The following is a 23,988-nucleotide window of genomic DNA, read 5'->3' on the forward strand; positions in this document are numbered from 1 at the left end:
TCACGCTGACGACGTCACCTACCGAAGGAGGGGCCATGCGAGTCTTCGTCGCAGGGGGGACAGGGGTCCTGGGCCGGCCGCTCGTCGATGCGCTGGTCGTCCTCGGTCATCAGGTGTCGGCCACGACCCAGCGGTCTGCCAACCTCCCGATCGTGGCCGCCCTCGGAGCCCGGCCGGTGCTGATGGACGGACTCGACGCGGCGGCGGTCCGGCACGCGATCGTCGAGGCCGAGCCGGAGGTGATCGTCAATCTGATGACCGCGCTGGCGGCGCCGTCCGCTGACTACGGGAGATGGTTGGAGGTGACCAACCGGCTGCGGAGCGAGGGCACGAAGACACTGATGAGCGCCGCCGGCGAGGCCGGAAGTCGTCGTGTCGTGGCGCAGAGCGCGAGCTTCATGACCATGCCGGGCTCGGGCCCCACGGACGAGTCGTCACCGGTGTACGTCGACGCTCCGGGACCGATCGGCAGCCACATCCGGGCGAACATCGCGGCCGAGGAACTGGTGCTGGGCGATCCGGAGATCGAGGGCCTCGTCCTTCGCCTCGGCTTCCTCTACGGTCTCGGCACCGCCATCGGGCCCGGCGGAGATATCGCCAGGGCGGTCCTCGCGGGTGAACTGCCGATCGTCGGCGACGGCGCCGGCCGGTACCCGTTGCTTCACGTCGGCGACGCCGTCTCGGCCACCGTGCGAGCGGTCGACCATGGCAGTCCCGGGGTCTACAACGTCATGGACGACGAGCCCGCCGCCCAAGCCGAGTGGCTGCCGTACCTCGCAGGCATCCTGGACGCACCGCTGCCGCGGCAGATCTCCCCGGAGGAGGCCGCCCGCACGATCGGCGAACAAGCCGTGTACTACGGCACCCAACTTCCCCCAGCCGTCAACACCAAGGCCAAGAGAGAGCTCGGCTGGACGCTCGAGTACCCGTCCTGGCGCGACGGATTCCGCCGCGTCTTCGCCTGACGAGTCGCAGTACGTCGGCCGCGGTCAGGAGCGGACGAGGTGCTTCACCAGGACGGCTCGGGTGTAGAGAAGGTCGAAGCCGCTGCGTTGGGCGTTCTGCTGGGACTTCGAGGCCGGTTGGGTGGTGATCACACCGACGTCGCAGCCGGCCGTGGCGGCATCGGCGAGGCGGGTGGACAGGAGAGCGGACTGGATGCCGTGACGGCGGTGCGCCGGGAGCGTTGCGGCGCCGGCGAACTGGGCGACGCCTTCTGTTGTGCGGAGCCCGGCTCCGCCCGCGAGTTCGCCGTTCAGCACGGCGAGATAGCGGGTGATGCCGGCCGCGGCGGCGTCGCGCTCGGCCTCGATGTAGGTGTCGCGCGGAAACTCCTCGCGCCACGGGACTCCCTGGGTGTCGGGTACGGCGACCGCGTCGGCCATCACGTTCAGCCACACGTCGAGCTCTCCGTCACCACTCGGCCGGATCTCGATCCCGTCCGGCAGCGTGACGTCGTACTTGTCCTCGACAGCGATGCCGAGCACGTTCTCGAACGACTCCAACCGGTATCCACGCCGGCTGAGGGCGAGGCCGATCGCGGGGTCGGCGAGGTGCGGGAGCTCGACCTGTACGGGCGCGCCGACAGCGGCGTACGCGTGCTCGATCTCGTCGAGCTCGTCGGGAGTCGGTACCCCGGCGAATCCGAGCCCGACGACCTTGTTGAACGGCGAGTCGTCGTCGGCGAAGCTCGCCAGTCCACCCGCGACCGGGATCACGAAGCCCCGGCCGTCGCCAAGGCGGCGGTGGGCGGCGAGGGCGGTGGCTTCGATGAGCCGCGCCTCGACCCGCTCGATCCGCTCCGCCAACTCACCGTCGCAGAACAGGGCTGTCCGTCCGATCCTCATAACTCTCCTCACAGATCCAGGCCGTTGCCCGATTCGTGTCACGAAGGACGCGAAACGTTACAAGCCGCGTCCGACACTGGCGTGGCCGACCAAAGTTGCTGTGGGCGAATACCTGCTCCGTCACGGCTCCGTGGGACGCTGACAGACCATGATCACGGCTGAGCTCACCTCATCCGCTGAGGATGAGGCGGACAGGCGATGTCGGAGGCGTGGGAAGGCTCATCCGCGGCGGGGGATGATTTGGCGGGCGGGGGCGACGAGCGTTCGTGGGGCACGCCGGCGAGGGTCGGGCGCGGAGGTGACCGCTGAGCGCTGTGTCGTTGTGCGTCGAGGGGAGACCGTGATGGCGATCGAGGAGTATCCATCGGGACGTCCGTTCAGTGGCGTCGTGGGACGAACGACCGACGAGTCCAGTCCGGCCTGGCCGGCTCCGACGCGGGCCGCGAAAGGCACCCCGAATGTGTTGTTCGTGGTGCTGGACGACACCGGGTTCGGTCAGCTCAGCTGCTATGGCGGTCCGATCGCAACACCGAACTTCGACAGCTTGGCCGCGGCCGGGCTGCGGTTCACCAACATGCACACCACCGCGCTGTGCTCACCCAGCCGGTCCTGCATCGTCACCGGGCGGAACCATCACAGCAACGGGATGGCGGCGATCACCGAGCTCGCGACGGGGTTCCCCGGCTACAACGGTGTCATCCCGTTCGAGAACGGGCTGCTGTCCGAGATGCTGGTGGAGCAGGGCTACAGCACGTTCATGGTCGGCAAGTGGCACTTGACCCCTTCGAACCAGGAGACCGCGGCCGGCCCGTTCAGCCGCTGGCCGCTGGGGCGCGGTTTCGAGCGCTTCTACGGCTTCCTCGGCGGTGACACGAGCCAGTGGTATCCAGACCTCGTGTACGACAACCACGCCATCGAGCCGCCTCGCACGCCGGAGCAGGGCTATCACCTGACCGAGGACCTGATCGACAAGTCGATCGATTTCATCGCGGATTCCAAGCAGATCGACCCGGGCAAGCCGTTCTATCTGCATCTGTGCTTCGGGGCCACGCACGCGCCACACCATGCGCCGAAGGAGTGGGTCGACAAGTACGCCGGCGTCTTCGACGACGGCTGGGACGCCTACCGGGAGAAGGTGTTCGAAGAACAGAAGAAGCTGGGCATCATGCCCGCCGACGCACAGTTGTCCCGGCACGATCCCGACGTACCGGAGTGGGAGTCACTGCCGCCGGATGCGCGCAGGTTGTTCAGTCGCATGATGGAGGTGTTCGCGGGTTTCCTCAGCCACACCGACCACCATCTCGGCCGGCTGCTCGACTTCCTGCGTGAGCAAGGCGAGCTGGACAACACGATCGTGATGGTGATCTCGGACAACGGGGCGAGCGCCGAGGGCGGTGCGACCGGGACCACGAACGAGTCGCAGTTCTTCAACAACGCCCCGGAGTCGCTCGAGGACAGCCTCCGGGTCATCGACGAGATCGGTGGCCCCAAACACTTCAACCACTATCCGTGGGGGTGGACCTGGGCGGGCAACACGCCGTTCCGGCGCTGGAAGCGGGAAACGTACCGCGGCGGGTCCTGCGACCCGTTCATCCTCGCCTGGCCGGCCGGCGTCAAGGCGAGAGGCGAGGTCCGCGATCAGTACGCACACCTCATCGACATGGTCCCCACCGTCCTGGACCTGCTGGGTACGGACGCGCCCGCGACAATCCGCGGAGTCACACAGTCAGCACTCCACGGCGTGAGTTTCGCCCATACGCTGGACGACCCCGCGGCCGCCAGCAGGCATCACACCCAGTACTTCGAGATGCTGGGCCACCGGGCGATCGACCACGACGGGTGGCGGGCGGTCTGCCCCTGGCCAGGGCCGTCGTTCGCTGAAGCCGGGGTCGGCTTCGGCCAGCCGATCAGCGCAACGAGGCTGTCCGAGCTCGACGTGTCCGGCTGGGAGCTGTACCACGTGGCCGAGGATCCCGCGGAGACCAACAACGTGGCCGCTGACAACAGGGATCGGCTCATCGCGTTGATCTCGACCTGGTACGCCGAGGCCGGGAAGTACGGCGTACTGCCGATCGACGGAAGCGGCCTGGCGCGGCTGATCTCCGAGAAGCCGCAGATCGCACCTCCGCGCGATCAATACACACTGCGGCCGGGCACTCAGCCGGTCCCGTTCTTCGCAGGCCCACGCGTCCTCAATCGGCCGCACAGCATCACGGCGTACGTCGAGATTCCCGAGGCCGGTGCCGAGGGAGTTCTGCTCAGTCAGGGCAGCGCGGCCGGTGGCTATTCCCTGTACATCAAGGACAGGAAGCTGCACTACGTCCACAACTGGGTGAGTCGGGACATCTTCCGGGTCTCCTCGTCCGAACAGGTGCCGGTCGGCGAGCACGAGCTTCGCTTCGAATTCGAACCGACCGGAAAGCCCGATCTTCCGAGCGGACGGGGCGCGGCCGGACACCTGCAGCTGTACATCGACGGGAAGCTCGTCGGCGCCGCGGACGCGCCGGTGACGACGCCGTTCGTACTGAACCCCGGGGCACTCTCCGTCGGCTACAACGTCGGCTCTCCGGTCACACCGGACTACCAGAGCCCGTTCAAGTTCACCGGCGTCCTCCACAAGGTGACGGTGGACGTCAGCGGCGACCTCATCGACGACCCCGAGTCCGAACTCCAAGCCCACATGGCACGACAGTAGAGGCGATGCGGCCGAGCCGTAGCTGTGCTGGTCCTCGGCGGCCGGTTCGGGGGCGGCGATGCGATCGCTGTCGCCTTGTCGACCTGCGAGGCGTGTGCTGCCTACTGTCCGGCCAGCTTGGTCACGACCGGCGCGAGTGTGTCGGCAAAGTCGGCACCGATGACGAAATAGGAGAGACCGATCTCTTCGCGTCGGCGTTGGATTTCTTCGGCGGCTGCCGCGGGGTCACTCGGAAGGATGACGAGCGAGTCGGCCGCGCGGAGCGCTGCGGTGTCGAGGTTGGGCGGCGCCATGAACGGAGCGACTCTGTCACCGACGGCGGCGACGTGCTGGGCGAGTTCGATGTCGCGGCGGCCGGCGAAGTCGCGTACCCGGTTCGTGGTTTGGACCCGATCGTCGTCGGGTGAGAGTACGAACGTGACGGCGTCGGCGACTTCGAGCGCCAGCGCCTGCGACTTCGGTCCGCTCACCGCCATGACCACCGGCGTGTGCAGCTCGGGGCCGTCGAACGTACGCAGGGCGGCCACGGTCTCGCGCATCCTGGCACGACGCTCGGCTAGGGAGACGGCAGGCAGCCCCAGCTCGACTTCGATCCCGGGTCGGCCGGCGCCGATGCCCATTTCGAAGCGGCCGTCTGTGAGGACTGAGAGTGAGTGGGCCTCCCATGCTGTGCTCCATGGTTCGCGCAGCGCGGCGGCATAGACCCACGAGCCGATCCGCAGGTCAGTGAGCGCGGCCGCGGTGGCCAGCGTCGGGCCAAGTGTCGGTTGCCATGTAGGGACGTCGGGCATCAGCAACGTTGAGTAACCGCTGTCGGCGATACGGCGCACCCGGTCTCGCCACGTCGGCAGGTCAGAACCGATCGGCGCAACGACCCCGAAGCGGAATGGTCTGGTTGCGCGCCTGGTCTGGTCGTTCATCGTGGTTCTCCTTGAGTCTGGGACCTTGTTCGGTCCGGTTGCTCTCTCCACGAACCCGCTACCCAGAATTCGACAACCCCGCCCAAGAACGTCGACATTTCGATCGGAGATGAACCGCCGTGGTCGGCGATCAGTCCGGAGGTTGCGAGATCACCAGGCACCTTCGGTCCCGGAAACCTACCCGACGAAAGATCCCATCCACGTCCGTTCGGCGCCGATCGCCGTTCTCATGTCCGGTTGCCTCCTGACCGGGAACCGGGCAAGGGTTGGCGTTACGCGTCGGCGGCCGGCTCTCCTGGTCGATCAGCGCCGCACCGGCACCGGACAGTGGCAGGCACTTCTCGCCAACGGCACCAGCGGCGGCGTGTACGTCGGCTCGCACGAACCCAGCCAGGTCCGGCCCGTCGCCGACGACCGCGCCGACGACCGCGCCGACCGACGGCGCCGACCGACGGCGCCGACCGGCCGCGCCGACCGGCCGCGCACCGGCCTGACGGTGGCCCAGACTGGTGATCGAGTCTCGTCGCAGGAGGAGCCCACGTGATGCTCGACGTTCCCGATGAAGTGTGGAACAAGGTCGTCGCCGACGGAAACGCCGCGTGGCTCGACGAGCTGCCCTCGATCGTGGAATCTCTGGCGCGGGAGTGGTCATTGACCATCGGCGCCACGTTGCGCGGCGGCCACGCGGCGCTCGTTGTCGAGGCGACACTCGCTGACGGAACGGCGGCTGTCCTCAAGGTCGGCGTTCCGGGGACTCAGCGCGATCTCACCTTCGAGGCGACCGCGTTGCGCCTCGCCGACGGCGACGGCTGCGCCAGCCTGCTGCGCGACGACCTGGACCGCGGCGCACTCTTGCTCGAGCGACTCGGGGCTGCCATCTGCGACGTCGTGCCTGATCCCGCGACCCGGCACGACCTGATGTGCGATGTCGCTGTCCGGCTCTGGCGGCCGGTCAGCCCCGATGTCGACCTGCCGACGGGCGCCGACAAGGCACGCGAGTACTCCGACCTGCTGCCGCGACTGTGGGAAGAGACGGGTCGGGCGTGCACGGAAGCGACAGTCGAGGACGCTCTCGGGTGCCTGGATCGTCGCCGCCGCGCCCACGATGACCGACACGCCGTGCTCGTCCACGGCGACGTCCACGACCTCAACGTGCTTCAAGCAGCGGACGGCACGTTCAAGCTCATCGATCCGGGCGGCCTGCGCGCTGAGCGAGCATACGACCTTGGCACCATCATCCGATGCAATCCCGACGCCGGCGACGACCTGCACGCCAGGGCGAAGCGGCTGGCCGCCCACACTGGTGTAGACGCCACGGCGATCTGGGAGTGGGGAACGATCCACCGCGTCGTCAGCGGCCTGTACAGCCGACAGATCGGGTTCCAGCCATTCGGCGACCTGTTGCTCACCGAGGCAGATCGACTAACAGCCAGCGGCCACGGCCCGGGCGGCGGCCAGTAGCGGCGGATCGTCATGATCCACCGGTGATCTCCTCGTCGATCAAGCGCTCGCCTGTCGAAGCTTTCCCGGCTCCTGCACGCCCCGAACCGCTCTCGGCATCCCGTCCTAGTTCGCCGGGGGAGCCACCCGGGGCAGGAACGAACCGAGAGCGTGGACCACCACGAGTCCAGGGCCGCAAGAGGTTCCATCACCGCGCGCACTCGGCCGACTGACCACTCCCCGGTGCAGCCGGCGGCCAGATGACCCGCGCCCAGGCCAGTGCTTGCCTGGAGCGCTACGTGGTATGCGCTGCCCAAGGTTGCTGTGGGCAAGTACCTGCTCCGTCACAGCTCCGTGAGCCAAGAACAAACGACGATCACGGCCGAGGAATGTTACGAGGCAAACGTCCAGTCAGACCCGGGTTCGGTGCCTTTGCTGCAAACCTTCCGCGAGGCTGGGAGAGATCTACACCATCTTCGTAGGTAGCTCGGCGATCCAGTGCCTCGCGATCGCCCAGGCCATCTCCGGCGTGCGCGCTCATGCAGCTCGCCGGCCTCGCGTCATTGGTCGCCGTCGTGGTCGACCGCTAGGCCCCACGTCCCGCCGTGGGACCAAGGCGTCCGCGCACGCACCCGCACTCGACGCCTGATCGGAGAGCCGACCTGAGGCTGGAGCAGAGTCGGACGACTGACCCACCACCGGTGAAGTGAGCGGTGGTGGGTCAGGTGCCTACTCGCCTACGAGTGGGTCGATGGGGGCGGCCCAGCGGAAGTAGGTCGGGTCGTTGAACGTGCCGGGGACCTTGCCGAGGCCCTGGATGACCGTGGCGGTGCCGTTGGCGTGTCCGACGGCGTGCAGATAGGCCGATCGGGTGTCCTTGTCGATGCCGAGCAGCAGGGTCCCCTGGTTGCCGCACTTCTGCGCGATCAGGAATTCGAAACCCTGCCAGGTACGGGCGCGTACCGGTTTGACCACTAGTTTCATCGGCGACGTCGTCGGGATGTGAATCGTGTAGAGCGCGCCGCCCCGGGTGTTCGCGAGGAACGTGTCATAGGTCCGGGTCTTGCTGATCAACGCGATCGCCTTCACCGACGCGAAGCCCGAGGACGTGCCGGTCACTCGCCAACCCGCGCTGGTGGAGGTCCATCTGAGCAGCACGCCGTCGCCGCGCAGCCCGTAGAGCGTCGTTCGCGGGACGGAGGTTCCCTCCCGATAGCGAGCCTCCTCGAACGCGACGATGTCACCGTAGTCGCCGCCGTCGACCTCGCGGCGGATCGAGTCCCGGTCGAGTTCGCGGCCCATGACGAGCGTGTAGCCGCTGTAGACCAGGGTCGCGCCGATCATCACATGGCCCGCGACGTAGACTCCGCCCGGATCCGGGGAGGCGAACATCGAACCGCTGAGCCGCACCTGATCGTCGAACAGATCGGACGCCACGACACGGTCGTTCGTCCGTGCCGGCGGCGAGGTCGCAGTGATGCGCTGCGACCTGTGATCACCTCCAGCCGTGACCGATCCCAGATCCATCGCGCACTTGCCGGCGCTTGCCTCGCCGGTGGTGGTCGTCACAGCGTCCGCGGCTCCGGGGAGCAAGCCGGCGGCCAACAGTGCAGCCGCGCTCAGTACTACCGAGCCTCGACGGACGAGCCTTTGCCTACCGCGCATGTCGCAACCTCTCGTGACCTATCCCCCCAGGTTGCGGGCTCCATGCCAGCAGTAGGTCGTTACCGACCTTGATGCGGCTGAGCCGAAGAAAGTTGCGGAGTCGTGGCAGAACGACCTACGTGGGCTGGATTTCTGCTTACTACAGTGCATGGGCCTGAGCCGCCGGATTGCCAGTACGACAGGCCCCTGGGCCGGCAAAGCCCGGAGTGAAAGTTGCCTTTGGCATCGGTTGAGTTGCCGTGGTCCGGATGACGTCGGTGCCGTTGGCAAGCAGGCTGCCGACCTCGGACTAGTGCCAGCGGTGACCGCTGTCCTGGCTGTGATGGCGGACGGGCCTGCCGACGTGAAATTGCGGTAGAAGTAACAGCTCGTCCTGTTGCGAGGGCTCGTCGCTGTGGCTGCGCAGGTAGCGCTGGTGCCCGTCGGAGTCGACGTGGACCCGAGCTCCACGATTGCCGTCAGTGCGCCGTACGAACGCCCGGCCCTCGCCGTGGTCGAGCCAGTACACGAAGTCGGCGACCGATGACTCCTCCGGATCGCGGCCGTCGGCGTCCCAGCGTACGGCGACGATGTGTTCGAGGTCTGGTGTTCCGTCCAGTCCGATCGCTGTCACGAACAGTGTCCGGTAGCTCGCCAAGCTGGCCATCGAACCGGCACCTCCTTTCGGTCCTACCAGGCATCATCGTCCTCATGGACACGCCGCGAAAGGCCTCGTCGCACCGGCGCTGGCCTCGCCGTACTGCGCGCGGGACGCGGCGCAAGCACACCCTGGTGCCAACCTCGGTGTGACCAGCTTCGAAGGACTCGCCCTCAATCTCCGCGGCCGGGCCGGGAACGATGTGCGCGCTGTGAGGAGGACCGGGACGTGCCCGGTGTTCCTGGCGTGGGGGATCTGTCGGCGCGGGAGGTCGCAGTACGGCGGCTCGAGCGGTCAGGTGCTGGCCGCTGGAGTGGTGAGGCCGACCAGGTCGGCGCTCACCTCCCACAGTCGTGCGGCGACCGACTCGTCGTAGCTGCGTTCGGAGGATCTCGTGGACTTGCCTTTGGCGAAGTAGTGCCCCGTCGTGCGCTCGAGGTCGGGGGCGGAGGCCAGGTGGATCGAGGTTGCGGCGCCCCGGGCCGGAGTCTGCATGAAGGGCCGCAGGACCGGAACGAGGAGTCGCTGGGCGCGGCCGGGGTCGCCGGCTCCGAACCCGGTGTTCACCAAGCCGGGGTGCACGGCGTTGGCGGTGACGGAGGTGGCCCGCAGCCTTCTGGCCAGTTCATAGGTGAACAGGACGTTGGCGAGTTTGGACTGGTTGTAGGCGCGGGCACCGGAGTACGACCGTTCGCACTGGAGGTCGTCGAAGTCGATGCGGCCCATCGTGTGCGCGTTGGACGAGACCGTGACGACGCGAGCCGCGGCCGGTTGCTTCAGGCTCTTGAGGAGCAGATTGGTGAGCAGGAACGGCGCGAGGTGGTTGAGGGCGAAGGTGCGCTCGAGACCGTCGACGGTGAGGTGGCGGTTGTTCCAGTAGCCGCCGACGTTGTTGATCAACACGTCGATCTCTGGGTGACGCTGGAGGACCTCGCCGGCCAGGCGCCGGACCTCCGACTGCGAGGACAGGTCTGCGACGAATCCCTCGACCCCGCCGCGGGCGGCTGCCCGGATTTCGAGAGCTGTGTCCTCGGTGCGTTCGCGGTCTCGTCCGGTAATCAGGACGCGTGCACCCATCGTGGCCAGCCCGAGCGCTGTCGCTTTGCCGATGCCGCCGGTGGCACCGGTGATCAGTACTCTCCTGCCGGCCAGGTCCGTGGGCTTCCGATCAGGTGGCATCTCCGTTCACCCGTCCTGCCGACTGCTGATTGTGCGCATGCGAACCGCCCCCCGGCACGGACGCGAACCTGTGGCGACCCTCACGATCGCCGAGCGCAAGACCTGACCGCGCTGGGCCCAGCATGTCCCTTTCCATCAGCCCTGTCCACGATCAGAGACCGCCACACGGAGCTCGACGACCTCACCCAGGACATCAGGAGGAGGTCGGCAATGGATCGATGCCACCAACGCCTGCCCGGTCCGCCTGGACCAGCGCTGAGAGCCGTCGCCTTGCTGGCGATGCGGTACGGGCGCATGCTCGGGCTGGGGCTACTTCGCGCTGCGGGCCGGATCTTGGGGGGATCACTCCCGTGGCCGCGACCGTAGGAGGTGGCATGGACGAGTCACGAGCTCTTCGGCGCGCGGGATGGGCGGGCGCCGCTTCGATCGTGCTGCTCGTCGTCGGGGTGGCGTTGTGCTACCTGGTCGGCGTCGACAACCCGGGCATGTCGGACTCGGACATCCTCGAGAGGCTCAACGACGACGCGCGCCAGACCGCCGCCGGCATCGGGATGCCCGTGCTCGCTGCGGGCGTCGCGCTGCTGCTCTGGTTCGCCACCGGTCTGCGACGCGTGCTGGACCGACTGTCCGGAGGCGACCCGCTCGCGCACGCGATCGTGCCGGCCGCGGCGCTGTTCGGCGGGCTGACGATCACCGGTGTCTCACTCGATGTGGCGAGCGCGTTCGCGGCCTGGTCGGACAAGTTCACCGCCGACCCGGACACCGTCCGCGTGCTCGGCATGGCGGGGCAGGTTCTCGCGCTCACCGGGCTGATCGGCTGCGGTGTGATGGTCGCCGTCACGACGCGGATCGCCCGGCAGGCGCGCGTCCTGCCGACGTGGGCGACCTGGGCGTCCTACGCCGTCGCCGTGCTGTGCCTGTCCGGCTTCTGGAGCGGGGGCATGGCGTCCGTGGCCTTCGCGCTGTGGCTCATCGGCGCCGTCGTCGGGGTGCTCCGCGCGGCGCGACGGACACCGCAGGCGCCGACGCAGGACGCACCGTCTCCGGAGGCGACCCGCACGCCCCCGACCCCCAGCGGCTGACGCCGTGACCCGCGTCGTCGTGGTGGCCGCAGCGTCGAGTGGCATCGGGCTCGCGGCGGCACGCGCGTTCGCCAGACAGGGGAGCCTAGCTGGTGCTGGCGGCACGCTCGGCGGACAGCCTCGCTGTCGCTGAAGGGCCGAGATCGTCGACCTTCCTGTCCAGGTGCGCCTGCATCTGCAGAGTGCCCGGACGTGGCGGTGAAACCGGCGGAGCACTTGAGAGCGGATCACACGACTCGTCCGTGGGTTCGGGCGTCAAGGCTATGGGTACCGCGATCACAGGAGCCTGAGGAACGCGATCGTCGTGGTCAAAGCGCGGCCGGTTGTGACGATGCCATCCCAGGTTGATCGCGATGACTAGTCGCTCGGTGTCTGCGCCGTCCGCGTCATGGGAAAGCCAACACACAATCACTGAGACTCTGCTCCGCCAGGCCTCGGGTGAGGTCGGCGATCGCCGTGAGGCTCTCCTGCGAGAAGCCATTCTGCAGGGGACAGCGATGGCGAGGTCACTCGCGTTGCGGTACGACGGCCGCGGGGTCGAACGCGAGGAACTCTTCCAGGTCGCGTACGTCGGTCTCGTCAAAGCAGCGCAGGGCTATCAACCCGGCCCGGACACGGACTTCCGGTCGTACGCCTTCCCGACGATCCGGGGGGAGCTCAAGCGGCACTTCCGGGATTACGCATGGGCCGTTCGGCCACCGCGCCGGATCCAGAACCTGCAGGCGTCGATCAATGCCGTCGAGGGCGAGCTGGCCGCGCGGTTGCATCGGTGGCCGACCGAACAAGAGTTGGCCGATCGCATCGGCGTACCTGTCGGGGAGATCAGAGACGCGCAGAGTGCCGTTGGGTGTTTTCGTCCGGTCTCGCTGGACGCTCCGCTCCGTGCTGATTCGCCAACTTCGATCGGCACTATGGTGGCCGACCGGGAAGACACCTTCGAGTTGGTCGTCCAGCTCGAGACGCTACGCCCGGCCGTCGAGAACCTGGGCGCTCGGGACAAGCTGATCCTCCGCCGGCGGATGGTCGATCACTGGAGCCAAGCCGAGATCGCCTCCGAGATCGGAGTCACCCAGATGCAGGTCTCGCGACTCCTGAGCCGGATCATGGGCGTCCTCCGCTCCGCACTGGCCGCTTGATGGGAAGTCTTGGTCCATGGCCATCGGCTTGCGGGCTGATCGGCATGTAGAGGTAATTTCCGAGATGGTCTTTGGCAGGCTGGTGGGTTCGAGGGTGGTGAATCAGCCGGTACACGGGGCCGACCGCGGCGACGTCGATTTCTTCTGGTGGTTCGTCGTCCGTGATCGGCCAGGATTGTCCGTGGGCCGGACCACCGTACGCACGTGCCACCGACTGGGCCGTGGCTCGTTCTCTCGGCCTGGTCGGGGATGTTGTTGCCGAGGCCATGGCATCACCTCTGGAGCCGTTGTCAGCTGGGAAGAGGTGCCGGGTCCGGGGCAACGTCATGCGTCGACCTGATTCTGCGAGGCGAGTACGTCGCAATCCAGGGGCCCGCTTGGCCGACGGTATAACTGTCGCGCAACTTCGCTCCGGTGGCTAGGGGTGCTGCGGGAGACGATCTGTTCGGCAGCGATCCATTCGGTGGTCTCGACGTGGTGCTCGTCTCGCCGTCGCGGCGATCATCGGCGGCTCCGTCTACCTCCGCCAACGCAGGTCGCCACAAATCCAAGTCCGGAACTGCTTGACCGGGGCCTGCCTTGTCCTGTGATGCTGTAGGCGGCTGCGCGCGCTGCGTCGGTCACCGCGCGCGACCTGGGCCAGGCCCGCGGTCTCGAGCCCAGAGGCCGGGCTGACGCAGGTGTTCCCCTCAAGCCTCGGGTTAAATACCTCGCTCTGCAAGGCTCTCGCCTCCGCGATCACGCGGTTGGTCGGCTACTGGTTCCGACTCATCAGAGCGGTTGCCGCTGCAAGCGAAAAGTTGATAGAGGCAACTATTATGCAGCTGCGCCGACCTCAGAGATGAGGCCGGCGCAAGCTACTGGGGATTACATGCCGCGTTTGTAGTAGTCGCGGTAGTAGTTGCCCACGCGGTCGTGGTAGTCGCGGTCGTCGTAGTCGGAGGTGTCGGGGTCGTACTCAGGGGCGTCCTTGATCTGGTCCTTGGTGCGGTCAACGTAGACCTTCTCGTCGGCGTGGTCGATCCGCTGGACGACGCCGGCGGGCAGGAGGACCTTGCGGCCGAGGATCCACGGGCCGGTGTCGACCACGATGGACGCGGCGCCGACGTCGTCCGTCGCTTCGTCGACCTTGCCGATGTCACCATCGGTGGCTGCGATCTTGTACCCGACCATGTTGGTGTCCTGGGTGTAGCCGGCATCCTCGCGGTAACTCCACGGGTCGAATGTGCTCATGGTTGCCTTCCTTCCGCACAGGGGACGGTCCCGATGACCGCGGGCGTGCGGTACCCCACCGTGTTCCTTGTATGCGCGTACACCTGCGCTCTGTCCGGTCCCACCGACGCGTGCATGTTCGGTCGGCGACCTTCGAGCGTCTCGCCGGCTACTGGGAGGCAATCGCTGACTCGGCCTGTGGTCGCGAAGCGGCCTCCTACTTGGCAAGGTTCGCAGCGGTGTGGACGAAGTGTTGCTCAGTTGAGTGCAAGCCCGAGTACCCCTTGGGCTGACCGGATGCTCAACGCATTGCGTGGTTTGGGCGTTTGGTGGCGGGTACCGGGCGGCTAGTTTCCGTGGTGGTACGGCAGAGTGCCATTTCCGTAAGTCCTTGTTGCGAGGCAGAGATGCTGCGCCCTGCGCCCTTCGGCCTAGGCACCCCCTTTTCACATCCTGTTGCCGTCGTTCTCGACGGCGGATCAGACGCGCCTCGCGGCGCCCATCAAACGCTCCTGGAAGGAGCCGTCACATGACGCGTACGACGAACCATCGGATGGACTCGGACAGTCCGCCCACAGAAGGGGTCGCCGAGACCACCCGGGACGAAGCCGGGCAGTTGAAGGAGACATCGGCGGAGGCCGCTCGCCAGGTTGCGGGAACGGTCAAGGAGAAGGCATCGGACGTGACGTCGGATGTCCGTGAGCAGACCATGCGGCTGGCGAGTCAGACCCGGGACGAGCTGGTCGGGCAGGCGAGCCGGCAGAAGGATCGGGCCGCCAACGGACTTCGTTCGGTGAGTGATGAGCTGCGCGGGATGGCCGAGCACGGTCAGTCCGGCCTGGGGGCTCAGCTGGCACGCCACGGTGCGGACTTCACGGACCAGGCGGCGGACTACCTGCAGCAGCACGAGCCTGGCGACCTGCTGGAAGAGGTCCGCGGATTCGCGCGGCGCAAGCCGGGCACGTTCCTCCTGGTCGCCGCGGCCGCCGGCGTGGTCGCCGGCCGCCTCACGCGAGCCCTGGCATCAGGCGGAACCAGTACGCCGGACAGCAGTGCGACGGCGAGCAGCAATGGATCGCTCAGCGGCAACGGCATGCCCGAGCGGTCGACCGTTGACGACTACCTGGTCCCACCGCCGTCGGCGCCGATGAGTGCACCGCCGGTCGCCCCGACCTCAGCGCCGCCTCCGATGCCGACGCCGGTGGCATCCGACCCGGACCCGGGTGCGCCTGTCACTCCCAGGTTCGGTCCGGGATCGGAGCACTGAGATGACTGTCGACGGATCACCACAGGGGAGCGGTCCGCAGCGGTTATCGATGGACGAGTCGGTCGGTGAGCTGGTCTCCCAGCTCACCACCGACCTGGGCCAGCTGACCCGGCAGGAGTTGGCGCTGGCCAAGGCCGAGCTCCAGGCGGAGGCGAAGAAGGCAGGCAAGGGCGCCGGCATGCTCGGCGGCGCGGCCTTCGCCGGCTGGATGGTGGCCCTCTTCGTCTCCCTCACGGTGATGTGGGCGCTGGACGAGGCGATGGATCTGATCTGGGCAGCGCTCATCGTCGCCGCGATCTGGGCGGTCGTGGCCGCCGTACTCGCGACGACGGGACGCAAGGAGCTCCGCGAAGTCAACCCGAAGCCCGACCTGACGGTCGAAACACTCAAGGAGGACGCGAAATGGCTGAAGACCCGGAAGAGCTGAAGCGGAACATCGAGCAGACGCGGCGCAACGTGGGTCGCGACGTGGACGCCTTGACGGAGAAGGTCAGCCCCAGTCGCGTTGTCGGCCGGCGGGTCGACCGGGCTCGTGGCGGGGTGCACCGCCTGAAGGAGCACCTGATGGGCTCGGCGGAGTTGGTGGGAGGATCCGTGAGCGACACCACCGGTTCGGCAGTGTCGACGGTGCAGGACGCGGGCAGCAAGGTCGGTGACGCTGTCGGTTCAGCGCCGGGTATGGCCCGGTCACGGACTCGCGGTACGCCGCTGGCCGCCGGGCTGATCGCCTTCGCGGCAGGGTGGGTCGCGGCCGCCGCACTCCCTGCCTCGACGCGGGAACGTGAGCTGGCCCAGGACACCAAGGACAAGGCCATGGAGGCCGCCGGTCCGGTCAAGGAGCAGGCCGCGCAGGTCGCGCAAGAGGTGAAGGAGAACCTTCAGGAGCCGGCGCAGCAGGCCGTCGAGAACATCAAGCAGTCCGCGTCGCAGGCAGCGACCGACGTGGCGGACGAGGGCCGCTCGGCGGCTCAGCAGGTCTCGGACGGGGCCAAGGATTCGGCGGACAACGTCCGGCAGGCGAGTTCCTCGAGCTGATGAATGGCGAACGACGGCCGGACGTTCCGGGAGTGGATGCCGGCAAGCCGACGGAGATTCCGGCGACCGGCTGGCGGCAGGTGATCCGGCGTGCCTGGGCTGAGGCCAAGGCCGACCAGGTTCCGCTGCTGGCGGCCGGCGTCGCGTTCTTCGGCTTCCTCTCGCTGTTTCCTGCCGTCGTCGCCGGGTGCTGGCCTATGGTCTGGTTGCGGATCCGTCGCAGATCCGCAACCAGGCCAAGGATTTGACCGCGGCGATGCCGGCGTCAGGGCGCGATCTGTTGCTCCAGCAACTCGACGCTCTGACCTCGGCGCCGCGGCAGGGGTTGGGCATCGGTGTCGCGATTGCGGTCGTGGCCGCGTTGTGGAGCGCATCGGGAGGCGTGGGATACCTGCTGACCGCGGTGAACCTCGCGTACGACGAGCAGGCGACGCGCGGCTTCGTCCGCCGAAAGCTGCTTGCTTTGGGGATGACACTGGGCGCGATCGTGTTTGTCCTGCTCGCGATCGCCCTGTTCGCGGCCGGCGCGGCGATCGGGGGTGACGTCGCAACGCCGGTCCGGATCCTGCTGGCCGCGGGTCGGTTGGTGCTGGCCGTCGTACTGATCATGGTCGCGCTTGCCGTCGTCTACCGGCTGGGACCGGACCGGGACGCGCCGCGCATCCGCTGGGTGTCCGTCGGCGCCGTCGTCGCTACCGTCATCTGGCTGATCGCCTCGATCGGTATCTCGATCTATGTCGAGACCTTCGGCAACTACGCCAAGACCTACGGAAGCCTGGCCGCGGTCGTGGTCCTCATGCTGTGGCTCTGGCTCACCGCGTACGCCGTACTCCTCGGAGCCGAGATCAGCGCCGAAGCCGAACAGCAGACCGCCCGCGACACCACTCAGGCGACCCACGCCCCCTCGGCCAGCGCAACGCAGTCAAAGCTGACTCCATCCCGAAGTAGCAGTTCGGGCCGGGTATCAATGAGCGGCCGGGTGGGCTGAGGTTTCAACCCACCTGGCCTGGCGGTGACTGTCCCGTACAGGCTCGTAACCGCGTGTGGTGCCAGTGCCGAGGTCTCATCACTTGAATCCTCGGCGCGCCGTGCGTGGGTGCGAGGATTGGGGTACCGGCGGGGTCGTGAATGAGGACCAGCTCTTGGGGATGGCAGGGCGGCTGGCGGAGAAACTGACTGCCGGCGATCTCGACCACACGCTCGGTCGCATCACGGCCGCGGCGGTGGAGACGCTGCCGGACACGGAGTACGCGAGTATCACGATCCTGCACTCCGACGGGCGGTTGGAGACGGCGGCGCCGACCGTCGACCTGCTCCTGGGTGTCGATGCCGCGCAGTACGAGCTGCGGGAGGGTCCGTGCTACGAGGCGGCCGCGGATGCCGTGCACGTCGCGTCACCAGATCTGGCCCACGACGAACGGTTCCCCCGGTACGCCGTGAGTGCGGTGGCTGCCGGGATCCGTGCGCAGGCAGGGATCGCGCTCTTCAACGGGCCGAAGTCCCGGGGTGCCCTGAACCTGTACGCCCGCGAGGTCGGCGCCTTCCGCGATCTCGGCGTCCTCGGCGAGCTGTTCCGGCACCAGGCCGCGACGGCGATCGACTACGCCCGGGAGATCCACAACCTGCGCGAGGCGATCGGCACCCGCACGATGATCGGTACGGCGGTCGGCATCGTGATGGAGCGCTACCACCTGACCGACGAGCGCGCGTTCGCCTTCCTCACCCGGCTGTCCCAGGACGGCAACGTGAAGTTGCGCGAGATCGCCAGACGCCTCATCGCGGCCACCCACGGATAACGGATCTCCCTACAAGTCCGCGTAGTGCCTGATGCCCGTGGGTCAGGCCTGTGGGGTGTCGCCGGCGCTCCCGGATGGCCGTTCGACAGTGGTCTTGATGGCTTCGAGAGCGCGGTGCAGCTGGTCGTCGATCGCCTGGCCGGTGGAATGGGTGGTGTGCAGCCGGACGGTGAGGAGTGAGGTGCCATCGGCAACGAAGTCGACGTCGAGTTCGCCGTGGTAGCCCGATTCGCCGGATGCACCCCACTGGAGGCTGCGGATCTCCTCGACGATATCGATCCACGCCGCGCCGCGTACCTGATCGGATCGTTCGCCGACGGGCACCTCCGCCGTGACTTCTACCTCTTCGTGCACCGGTTGCCGAGGCAGTCGTGCTTCCATGCCTTGCGCTTCCGGAGGCCGTGGCTCGGTCAGATGTACGTCGGTCAGCCAGGGAAGATACTCGGGCAAGCGCTCGACGTCGGAGAGATAGTCGAACAGAACGTTCGGGGCAACATCCACCGTCGTCGACGCTTCGTGATCTGCCATCCGAGTTGCCCTCCTCGCAGTCGATTCACTCTTCCTGGTGCCCTCGGCCCCGGCTGAGAAACCGCGGTCCGGGATTGGACAACCCAGCGCGTCGGAGAATCAGCGGTCGGCCTCGCTCTGCACCTTGTTCTCGAGTGCGTCCTTGCTCAGGCCGGAGGTGCCCGGGATGCCGGCGTTCTTCGCCTGCTGCGCCAGTTCGTCGCGGGTCATATCGCCCGGCTGCTCGCCGAGGTGTTGTTTGCGGCTGGCGGCGAAGGCTTCGCCGAGTTCGCCGCGGCGCTGGTCTGACAGGTTGGAGCGCATCCCCGGCAAGACCTTGGTCTCTTCTTCCTCGACATGGTGTGAGACCGCGTCGACCAGGTTCTGGAGAGCCTTGTCGAAGTCGGCAGACGTCGGATCGGTCTTCGCCAGCTTCGCCAGCAGCTGATCGGCCTTGATGTGCTCCTGCTGGCTGTGCGACACCTCTTCCCTCTCACCGGCCTCGGCGGCCGCGACAGGGTAGACCTCGGCCTCCTCGGCGCGACTGTGCGCGGTCAGCAAGGTGGTGAGCACTGGCAACAGATTCGGCCGCTTCTCCGGGTGTTCCTTGAGTTCGTCGAAGAGCCGCTCGACCTCGCGGTGGTCCTGCATGATCAGATCGACAACGTCAACGGGCATCTCAGCGTCCTCTCGAACTTGGTCAGGTGCGGCACCGGTACCCGCAGCGCATTCACTCACGCAGCCCTCGGCACGTGGTGGGTGGCCGGGGGTACCGGTCACCTTCCACAAGCTGTCCGACACCACCAGCCGGGTCACCGCGCAGATGGACATCGACCCGGAGGGCTTCCTGGAGAAAGTGGGCGACAAGCTCGGCGTCGTCGAAGGCCGGGGGAAGGGCGATCTCCGGCGGTTCAAGGACTTCATCGAGGGCCGAGGCAACGAGACCGGCTCCTGGCGCGGCGACGTACCTCGCTGACCGCCCGCCAGGTGACTGAGGCGGGGGAGTGGTGGGTACCGGCCAGGGTCGGGATCGGGTGCAGGACATCTGGGCCGGCCTACGCCGGACGATCTCGCCACTGCGGAGCACGTGGGCGAGCAGTTCGGCCGCAGCCCAGATGTCACCCGGCATGTCAAGGTCGCCCGCCAGCTCACCGACGGCGGCGAAACAGAGCGATCGGATGGTATGGATGCGTTGGGTGCGGCTCCGCGCTTTGGCGCTGGTGAATCTGGGCTTGTTCGCGTTGTTCATGCTCGGCGTGTTGCTGACCGGGCATGCGCACGAGAACGCGGACTTGTCCGACCACGGCCGGCCGACTCAGTCGCTGCGCGAGTACGCCGGCTCGTCGTCGTTCGGTGAGACGGTCTTCGAGAACTGGGAGTCGGAGTTCCTGCAGATGGGGATGTACGTGCTGCTCACGACGTTCCTGGTCCAGAAGGGCTCCGCGGAATCCCGGCCGATCGACAAGGCCGCGCCGCAGGACGAGGACCCGCGCGACCACCGCGACGACCCCAAGGCTCCCTGGCCGGTACGCCGCGGTTCGGAGCTGGTGCTGAGGCTGTACGAGAACTCGCTCGCGATCGCCTTCGGAGTCGTCTTCCTGCTGTCGTTCTGGCTGCATGCGGTGACCGGTGCGGGTGCGTACAGCGAGGACCAGCAGCTGCACGGCGGCCAGGCGGTGACCGCCTGGCAGTACGTCCGGACGTCGCAGTTCTGGTTCGAGTCGTTCCAGAACTGGCAGAGCGAGTTCCTTGCCGTTGCGGCGATCGTCGGGGGCTCGGTCTACCTCCGGCAACGCAAGTCGTCGCAATCCAAACCTGTGCACGCCCCGAACGCCGAGACCGGCGATTGACACGGCAGGCCCTCATGTCACCTCCACGCGCGTCGAGCGGCCGCATGCGCCATCACGATGTGGTCGTCATCGGCGCCGGGTCCGGCAACATGGTGGTCGATGATTCGTTCGCGAGCCTGGATGTCGCCATCGTGGAGGAGCGCCGGTTCGGCGGGACGTGCCTGAACTTCGGATGCATCCCTTCGAAGATGCTCGCGTACGCCGCCGAGGTGGCCGGCACCGTTCGCGAGGCCGGGCGGTACGACGTCGACGCCGAGCTGCTGGGATTGCGCTGGACCGGGCTCCGGGACCGGGTCTTCGAGCGGATCGATGCCGAGGAGGCAAAAGGCCGCGCAGGTCGCGAGGCGAGCGACTTCGTGACGGTCTACCCGGGACATGCTCGGTTCCTCGGGCCGACCAGATTGCAGATCGAGATGGGCGACGAGTCGGTCGCGGTGGAGGCCGACCGGATTGTGATCGCCGCGGGCGGCCGTCCGGTGATTCCGCCGCCGGTGATCACCTCGGGTCTTCCGTACGAGACATCGGACACGATGATGCGGATCGACAGGCCGCCGCGGCGTCTGGCAATCCTTGGTGGGTCATATGTCGCGGCTGAGTTCGCTCACGTCTTCGGCGCCGCCGGCAGCGAGATCGTCGTCATCGAGCAGACAGAGCGATTGCTCGGACCGCAGGATGAATCCGTCGGGGAGGCCTACACCGAGCTGGCTCGACATCGTTTCGAGCTGCACCTCGGCCGCGAGCTGACGAAGCTCGAGGGTGATCCCGGCGCGTTGCGGCTGGTGCTCGATGACGGGACGACCCTCACGGCCGACACCCTCCTGGTTGCTGTCGGTCGAGTCCCCAACTCGGACAGGCTCGATCTCGGCAAGGCCGGCATCAGCACGCACCACGACGGACGCATCGTCGTCGACAAGTACCAGCGCACCGAGGTCGACGGGGTGTTCGCGCTAGGCGACGTGTGTACGCCGTACCCGCTCAAGCATGTCGCGAACCGCGAGGCCGAGGTGGTCGCGCACAATCTGCTCCATCCGGGCCACCTGCGCGCGACTGACCACGACGTCGTACCGGCCGCGGTCTTCACCGATCCGCAGATCGCGTCGGTGGGCGCGACTGAGCAGGAGTGCCGCGACGCGTCGCGGAATTATGTTGCCGCGAGCACCCGATTCGCCGATGTCGCCTATGGATGGGCGATGGACGACACCACCGGGTTCTGCAAGGTGCTCGCTGACCGCGACACAGGTCGTCTGCTCGGCGCACACATCATGGGCCCGCAGGCCGCGACCCTGATCCAGCCCTTGGTGCTAGCCATAACCCTCGATCTCGATGCCAAGACCCTTGCCGAGCGCCCCTACTGGATCCATCCAGCGCTCACCGAAGTCATCAGCAACGCACTACGCCAACTCGATACCTGAGTCCTGGTGTGCGGAACGGCGCTGTACCTGGCGGCTGCCCACTGTCGTGAAGGACCATCCGGACTTCCAAGGGATCTGCAGCGCCTCCTGATCGACGGTTTTCAACCGGCGAGATGCGGGCTTGCATGACCCGCCAGACAGAACCATTGGTCCTCGACTTGGACCCCATGTCTGTGTCATCGGGATCCGGAACGTTGCGGTGCCGTTCCGGTCAACGATCGGGCGGTCCAGGTCTGTGATTGAAGGCGCATTCGGCGACAGCCCACACGAGTCATCTCCTGGGAGCCACGATTCAATTTCTTATTGAGTTGTATTTGGTCGCAGTGACCGGGCCGACGTTCTCGCGGCCGCGCCAGCCGGGGCTGTACGACGTTCCGCTGCTTGCGTTCGGCCAGTCTGAGACGTAGCAAGCCAGGAGTCCTGGAAGTTCGAAGCCGGGTTCCGACTGGGCAGTGTCGCGGCGACAGTCGAGGCATGGGAATGACTCGAAGTTGCCGGAGGCATCGTGAACCGGCAGCCGCCTGATCCGGGATCCGTGCCGACCATCGCGCAACGGCGACGCTTGCTCGAGGTCAATCGCGCCGCGGCGAGCTTCTTTCGCCGAGAGTTGCTTCGGGGACGGAGAGGGTGGGCACGCGACTACTTGAAACGCGCAGGCGTGACGGAGTTGCTGGACCCAAGGGTCAGCCTGGTCTGTTGGTTATGCGCCGGATGCGCGGTCGGGGCTGACAGACCATCTGAGGGCACGTGGCTTTGATCTCCAGTGCGTGCGGAACGCCGGCCTTGGACTCCTGACCCCGGAGGGGCGAACTGTTGATCGCTTTCGCGATCAGCTGATGTTCCCCGCACGAAACGACCAGTTGGAGACCGTCGGCTTCGTCGGTGTCCGGGCCAAACCTGCGCCGTACTACGCGACCTCGCCTGCAACCCAGGTGCACCGTCGGTCTGCCAGCCTCGTGGGTGTGGCAGAGCAGATGGATCTCCTGTCGCAGGGCGCGGTCCCGGTGCTGGTGAACGATCCACTGGATGCTGTCGCGATCGAACGGATCAGCCGACTCACCCTCGGCAGGTGGGCCCGGATCCCACTGTGCGACTCCTTGCTGTCAGCCGAACAGACACGGATCCTCGGTCGGTACGCCGCCACCGACTCGGCGATCGTCGCACTGACAGACGGTGAGGCCGGACAGCGAGCAGCTGTCGGTTTCCTGGACGATCTGTCCCGGTCATTCAAACGTGTGGGGGCTGTCGAATTGCCGGTTGCGCCAAGCGCCTTGTCTAGCTCCACGGATGGTCGGCAGCTTCTGCACGACGCTCTCCTCGTCACGCGCCCTCTAGCCGACTACCACCAGCTCCGAAGACAACAACGCCAGGCTGGCGCCATACCGGTCCTCGATCTTGAACCGCCCGATCGGGGTCCTGGGCTGTGAGCCGCGACCGTCGCACGGCGGCACCACCGCAACCCCTGGATCCGGACAATCCGGCATTCCCGCGGCTTGGAAGTGTTCGTTAAGACGCCGCCGGCGGGAGAGCATCGGGTGGAGCTGTCGTGGACGATCAGGATGGACAGGTGGTCCGAAGCGTGCGGTTGATTGTCACTGAATACGTGCCAAACTGCCGGCGCAGCGTGGGCTGCGTGTGCGCGCTGACCATTCCGCCGAGACTCGGCACGCCGACGTCTGTCCGGGGGCAACATCGCCCATGTACGAACGTCGTCCCGAATGCGGGCATGGACCCGACTTGTTGCGTGCGGAGATCAAGCGCGCCCTGCCGAAGACAACCATGTCGCTCCTCGAGTGGCTGAACGGCGGGTCATGCCGCAGCTGAATAACCCGTACACGTCCTGGCCCACCCCGTAGCTGCCGATCGTAGGTCGGAGTGGAGCGGATCAAGGGCCCAGCGTGCCGATCACGTGGTGTCGCCGACAGACGCCCGTGACGAGCCAAGCGGCGCTGCAGGCTGGTGCTACGGGGTGCGCCTAACGGTTGCTCGCCTGTGCCGCAAGAGCTGGCTTACCGGATCGCGCAAGGTCGTTGTGCGCTCTAATTGTGCGCGAGCGAGGACGGCGGGCCGGCGGTATGTCGCCCGCAGCGAGCAGACCGCCCTTGATCCATAGGAGGCGAACTCAGCAGTCTGGACTAGCCTCGGCATGTCCTCCGTCGGGTGATGCGCGACACTCGTCCGCCAGGTGATCTGCGACAGCCGAAGGCACGGATCGCGGCTGCTTGTTCCATTGACTCAGGACCGGTGCCTGGCGAGGCTCGGTCCAGGCGCCCGGGCTGTCGCTCTCATCGCGGCTGCCCACGCTGGT

24 protein-coding genes and 1 pseudogene are annotated in these 23,988 nt (G+C 67.2%); 17 read left to right on the forward strand and 8 right to left on the reverse strand.

What is annotated here, in order from left to right; genetic code table 11:
• The first annotated feature begins 35 nt into the window (after window positions 1–35).
• Window positions 36–965 (forward strand): NAD-dependent epimerase/dehydratase family protein, encoded by a 930-nt coding sequence (locus ACZ6O0_RS43470; RefSeq protein WP_465770980.1) that lies wholly within the window; start codon window positions 36–38, stop codon window positions 963–965.
• Window positions 966–989: 24 nt separating this feature from the next.
• On the opposite strand, the gene ACZ6O0_RS43475 is transcribed toward ACZ6O0_RS43470, so the two are convergent.
• Window positions 990–1,847 carry a GNAT family N-acetyltransferase gene (locus tag ACZ6O0_RS43475; RefSeq protein ID WP_465770981.1) on the reverse strand — a complete coding sequence of 286 codons (858 nt, stop codon included), beginning with the start codon at window positions 1,845–1,847 and terminating at the stop codon, window positions 990–992.
• A 343-nt stretch (window positions 1,848–2,190) separates the two neighbouring features.
• Between ACZ6O0_RS43475 and ACZ6O0_RS43480 the strand changes: the two genes are divergently transcribed.
• Window positions 2,191–4,542, forward strand: a complete 2,352-nt coding sequence (locus ACZ6O0_RS43480) for a sulfatase-like hydrolase/transferase (RefSeq protein WP_465770982.1) — start codon at window positions 2,191–2,193, stop codon at window positions 4,540–4,542.
• Between the two features lie 101 nt (window positions 4,543–4,643).
• Here the strand turns inward: ACZ6O0_RS43480 and ACZ6O0_RS43485 are convergent, their stop codons facing one another.
• Window positions 4,644–5,462: an LLM class flavin-dependent oxidoreductase gene (locus ACZ6O0_RS43485; RefSeq protein ID WP_465770983.1), complete on the reverse strand. Its 819-nt coding sequence runs from the start codon at window positions 5,460–5,462 to the stop codon at window positions 4,644–4,646.
• Between the two features lie 229 nt (window positions 5,463–5,691).
• Between ACZ6O0_RS43485 and ACZ6O0_RS43490 the strand changes: the two genes are divergently transcribed.
• Both ACZ6O0_RS43490 and ACZ6O0_RS43495 read left to right on the forward strand, forming a co-directional pair.
• Complete coding sequence (locus ACZ6O0_RS43490; protein ID WP_465770984.1) at window positions 5,692–6,006, forward strand: hypothetical protein; 315 nt, start codon at window positions 5,692–5,694, stop codon at window positions 6,004–6,006.
• Window positions 6,006–6,923 carry an aminoglycoside phosphotransferase family protein gene (locus ACZ6O0_RS43495; RefSeq protein ID WP_465770985.1) on the forward strand — a complete coding sequence of 306 codons (918 nt, stop codon included), beginning with the start codon at window positions 6,006–6,008 and terminating at the stop codon, window positions 6,921–6,923. Before ACZ6O0_RS43490 ends, ACZ6O0_RS43495 begins: the two co-directional genes overlap by 1 nt.
• 708 nt (window positions 6,924–7,631) lie before the next feature.
• Here the strand turns inward: ACZ6O0_RS43495 and ACZ6O0_RS43500 are convergent.
• The 3 genes from ACZ6O0_RS43500 to ACZ6O0_RS43510 all read right to left on the reverse strand — a co-directional run bounded on the left by ACZ6O0_RS43500 (window position 7,632) and on the right by ACZ6O0_RS43510 (window position 10,383).
• On the reverse strand, window positions 7,632–8,339 hold the full coding sequence (locus ACZ6O0_RS43500) for a hypothetical protein (protein WP_465770986.1): 708 nt from the start codon (window positions 8,337–8,339) through the stop codon (window positions 7,632–7,634).
• A 517-nt stretch (window positions 8,340–8,856) separates the two neighbouring features.
• On the reverse strand, window positions 8,857–9,213 hold the full coding sequence (locus ACZ6O0_RS43505) for a hypothetical protein (protein ID WP_465770987.1): 357 nt from the start codon (window positions 9,211–9,213) through the stop codon (window positions 8,857–8,859).
• A 285-nt stretch (window positions 9,214–9,498) separates the two neighbouring features.
• Window positions 9,499–10,383 carry an SDR family oxidoreductase gene (locus ACZ6O0_RS43510; RefSeq protein WP_465770988.1) on the reverse strand — a complete coding sequence of 295 codons (885 nt, stop codon included), beginning with the start codon at window positions 10,381–10,383 and terminating at the stop codon, window positions 9,499–9,501.
• A 374-nt stretch (window positions 10,384–10,757) separates the two neighbouring features.
• On the opposite strand from ACZ6O0_RS43510, the gene ACZ6O0_RS43515 reads away from it, so the two are divergent.
• On the forward strand, window positions 10,758–11,465 hold the full coding sequence (locus ACZ6O0_RS43515) for a hypothetical protein (protein ID WP_465770989.1): 708 nt from the start codon (window positions 10,758–10,760) through the stop codon (window positions 11,463–11,465).
• Window positions 11,466–11,962: 497 nt separating this feature from the next.
• Window positions 11,963–12,601, forward strand: coding sequence for a sigma-70 family RNA polymerase sigma factor (locus ACZ6O0_RS43520; RefSeq protein ID WP_465770990.1), 639 nt, complete (start codon window positions 11,963–11,965; stop codon window positions 12,599–12,601).
• An 867-nt stretch (window positions 12,602–13,468) separates the two neighbouring features.
• On the opposite strand, the gene ACZ6O0_RS43525 is transcribed toward ACZ6O0_RS43520, so the two are convergent.
• Entirely contained in the window at window positions 13,469–13,834 is a 366-nt protein-coding gene (locus tag ACZ6O0_RS43525; protein WP_465770991.1) for a PRC-barrel domain-containing protein, read from the reverse strand.
• Between the two features lie 508 nt (window positions 13,835–14,342).
• Between ACZ6O0_RS43525 and ACZ6O0_RS43530 the strand changes: the two genes are divergently transcribed.
• From ACZ6O0_RS43530 to ACZ6O0_RS43555, 6 genes are all read left to right on the forward strand, one after another.
• Complete coding sequence (locus tag ACZ6O0_RS43530) at window positions 14,343–15,080, forward strand: hypothetical protein (protein ID WP_465770992.1); 738 nt, start codon at window positions 14,343–14,345, stop codon at window positions 15,078–15,080.
• Between the two features lies 1 nt (window position 15,081).
• Window positions 15,082–15,507, forward strand: a complete 426-nt coding sequence (locus ACZ6O0_RS43535) for a phage holin family protein (protein WP_465770993.1) — start codon at window positions 15,082–15,084, stop codon at window positions 15,505–15,507.
• Window positions 15,483–16,115 carry a DUF3618 domain-containing protein gene (locus ACZ6O0_RS43540; RefSeq protein ID WP_465770994.1) on the forward strand — a complete coding sequence of 211 codons (633 nt, stop codon included), beginning with the start codon at window positions 15,483–15,485 and terminating at the stop codon, window positions 16,113–16,115. Before ACZ6O0_RS43535 ends, ACZ6O0_RS43540 begins: the two co-directional genes overlap by 25 nt.
• Window positions 16,115–16,363 carry a hypothetical protein gene (locus tag ACZ6O0_RS43545; RefSeq protein WP_465770995.1) on the forward strand — a complete coding sequence of 83 codons (249 nt, stop codon included), beginning with the start codon at window positions 16,115–16,117 and terminating at the stop codon, window positions 16,361–16,363. The genes ACZ6O0_RS43540 and ACZ6O0_RS43545 overlap by 1 nt, the downstream gene beginning before the upstream one ends.
• The gene (locus tag ACZ6O0_RS43550; RefSeq protein WP_465770996.1) at window positions 16,303–17,103 is read left to right on the forward strand and encodes a YihY/virulence factor BrkB family protein; all 801 of its coding nucleotides are present in this window, start codon (window positions 16,303–16,305) and stop codon (window positions 17,101–17,103) included. The genes ACZ6O0_RS43545 and ACZ6O0_RS43550 overlap by 61 nt, the downstream gene beginning before the upstream one ends.
• 136 nt (window positions 17,104–17,239) lie before the next feature.
• Window positions 17,240–17,911 (forward strand): GAF and ANTAR domain-containing protein, encoded by a 672-nt coding sequence (locus ACZ6O0_RS43555; RefSeq protein ID WP_465770997.1) that lies wholly within the window; start codon window positions 17,240–17,242, stop codon window positions 17,909–17,911.
• Window positions 17,912–17,953: 42 nt separating this feature from the next.
• On the opposite strand, the gene ACZ6O0_RS43560 is transcribed toward ACZ6O0_RS43555, so the two are convergent.
• The gene (locus tag ACZ6O0_RS43560; protein ID WP_465770998.1) at window positions 17,954–18,412 is read right to left on the reverse strand and encodes an SRPBCC family protein; all 459 of its coding nucleotides are present in this window, start codon (window positions 18,410–18,412) and stop codon (window positions 17,954–17,956) included.
• Between the two features lie 126 nt (window positions 18,413–18,538).
• Window positions 18,539–19,234, reverse strand: a complete 696-nt coding sequence (locus ACZ6O0_RS43565; protein WP_465770999.1) for a hemerythrin domain-containing protein — start codon at window positions 19,232–19,234, stop codon at window positions 18,539–18,541.
• 7 nt (window positions 19,235–19,241) lie between these two features.
• Here ACZ6O0_RS43565 and ACZ6O0_RS43570 point away from each other — a divergent pair, with 7 nt between their 5' ends.
• From ACZ6O0_RS43570 to ACZ6O0_RS43590, 5 genes and pseudogenes are all read left to right on the forward strand, one after another.
• Entirely contained in the window at window positions 19,242–19,394 is a 153-nt protein-coding gene (locus ACZ6O0_RS43570) for a hypothetical protein (protein ID WP_465771000.1), read from the forward strand.
• Between the two features lie 211 nt (window positions 19,395–19,605).
• The gene (locus tag ACZ6O0_RS43575; RefSeq protein ID WP_465771001.1) at window positions 19,606–20,268 is read left to right on the forward strand and encodes a DUF6766 family protein; all 663 of its coding nucleotides are present in this window, start codon (window positions 19,606–19,608) and stop codon (window positions 20,266–20,268) included.
• A 44-nt stretch (window positions 20,269–20,312) separates the two neighbouring features.
• On the forward strand, window positions 20,313–21,680 hold the full coding sequence (locus tag ACZ6O0_RS43580) for a mycothione reductase (protein WP_465771002.1): 1,368 nt from the start codon (window positions 20,313–20,315) through the stop codon (window positions 21,678–21,680).
• 698 nt (window positions 21,681–22,378) lie between these two features.
• Window positions 22,379–22,639 (forward strand): annotated as a pseudogene (locus ACZ6O0_RS43585) (hypothetical protein); the annotation flags it as partial.
• A gap of 3 nt (window positions 22,640–22,642) precedes the next feature.
• Window positions 22,643–23,107, forward strand: coding sequence for a hypothetical protein (locus tag ACZ6O0_RS43590; RefSeq protein WP_465771003.1), 465 nt, complete (start codon window positions 22,643–22,645; stop codon window positions 23,105–23,107).
• Window positions 23,108–23,988: the final 881 nt, after the last annotated feature.

The sequence above is a fragment of the Kribbella sp. NPDC048837 genome (genome assembly GCF_055586945.1).